This window comes from Peribacillus sp. YIM B13472, assembly GCF_042788005.1.
In the GTDB taxonomy this organism is placed as follows: domain Bacteria; phylum Bacillota; class Bacilli; order Bacillales; family DSM-1321; genus Peribacillus; species Peribacillus simplex_E.
The window spans coordinates 1-1626 of sequence record NZ_JBHZPG010000079.1 but is presented as its reverse complement, the minus strand read 5'-3'; the positions used below and the strand labels follow the sequence as shown (position 1 = coordinate 1626).

The 1626-nt window shown below is 33.0% G+C and carries 2 protein-coding genes; both read right to left on the bottom strand.

Features of this window, described 5'->3' with window-relative positions; translation table 11 throughout:
* Window positions 1-577: 577 nt before the first annotated feature.
* Window positions 578-1048, bottom strand: a complete 471-nt coding sequence (locus ACFX4I_RS26360) for an antitoxin YezG family protein (protein WP_230304071.1) — start codon at window positions 1046-1048, stop codon at window positions 578-580.
* Entirely contained in the window at window positions 1041-1625 is a 585-nt protein-coding gene (locus ACFX4I_RS26355) for a DNA/RNA non-specific endonuclease (protein WP_377424186.1), read from the bottom strand. The genes ACFX4I_RS26360 and ACFX4I_RS26355 overlap by 8 nt, the downstream gene beginning before the upstream one ends.
* Window position 1626: the final 1 nt, after the last annotated feature.

The window sequence follows — 1626 nt, the reverse complement described above, 5'->3', positions numbered from 1 at the left end:
AATCACGATGTCTGAGGTCAGTAAATCCATATTCTTATCTATATATCTTTTTTAGACCTAACGGCCTTTTATCTGAGGAACCCGATATAGCTTAAGATGATACATATTCATATCAACAATAAAAAGACCTTAACTTTTCCGTTAAAGTCATATAAAAGAAAAACAGGTTGCACCTTATTCGGTAATCTCTCATTTAGCTAATTAAACTGCACATCCAGCCATGTGAATGTCGTCTAATCTAATTATCGTTCTTTCCTCACTATCCAAGTATTAAAACAAAACTTCATGGACAACCTTCATGAGCTGTGAACTTCAGTAAATCGTCATTCATGTCGTCCAAAATTTAAGTATCTCATAAAAAACAAAAACACCTGTTGCCTATAAGGATAAGGCATTCAAGTGCTTTATAGTTAACTTAATAAGTATTTCTTGACGAATATTATGCTTAATCCAACGATCTTGTTTAATTTCGTGAGTTTATAGCTTAATCCCGTGATAATACTTCATAATTTAAACTGTCAATCTTCTATTTATCGTTCTTTTCACCCTTAACTTGCTTTAAATATTTATTATTACTTTATTCCAGTCTGGAAAGATATTTTTCTAAATACTTTTTTCCAGAATTGCTTTTAGGCATAATACCAAGATTCCTATACTTCCAAATAGTTTTTCTTTCAAGAGGGTCTATATTTGAAAGATCATCATAATTAAAATCAATCTTAAACTTTCCTATCTTATCTAAAACCATAGTAAAATTTGTCCAAGACTCTTGACCATTATCTTTAGACTTTCTCCAAAGTTCTTGAATAAAGTCTACTAATTGATGCCATTTTTCTGCGTATTCAAGCTCACTTATTGTAAATAGTTCAGTTAACTCATGGCTGTATATCGGTTTGTCACTACCTTCAGGGTAATAATAAAAATAAGCAGTCTGAGCTCCTTCAACTACCTCACCGTATAAATAAAACTTAGACCATTCTTCTGGAATAGTGTCTACAACGACTTCTGCTATATGTTGATATAATCTATCTAATTGTTCTTCATTCATCTATCTTTCCCCCCGGTACATTATCAAATCTTCTAATTTCCCATTCATCATCACCAATTTTATACTTAATATCAAAACTTACTGGACGTTGTGAGTCCCCCTTATAGTTTGGGGTTATCTTTACCTTCACTTCATCACCTTGTTTAAGTGCATCTGCCCATGTATTCTCAAGTTTCTTCCATTCACCTTTATTTAAATTCCCATTCATTGGAACAAGATTATCAAGATTACCTGAACCTTCGAAAATACTTGCAATTAAATGACCACCATCATCATCTGGCAATCTATTTTCTCTTCCTACAACCTTTTGGGCATAGTTATTTCTTTTGCCATCTCCTAACTTGAGAGTTCCATCAGCACTAGAAATACGACCTTGACCATCTGTTTTATAATTGTAACCTTCTTTACTTGTGTACTCAACATCTGGTTTTAATACTTTTTTACGACCATTCTTAGTATAATGTTCCCCGTATTTAACTTTAGTAACGGATTTATCGGTAGCCTTAGGAACACTCTCCCCTGAAACAGCCTCTACTTTTCTATCCTTCACCGTGAATTTCTGATAGGCTTCCTTAATT

Bases quoted from the DNA above. Each gene is read 5' to 3' on its own strand.
- ACFX4I_RS26360 (WP_230304071.1), bottom strand. From the start codon at position 1,048: ATGAATGAAGAACAATTAGATAGATTATATCAACATATAGCAGAAGTC.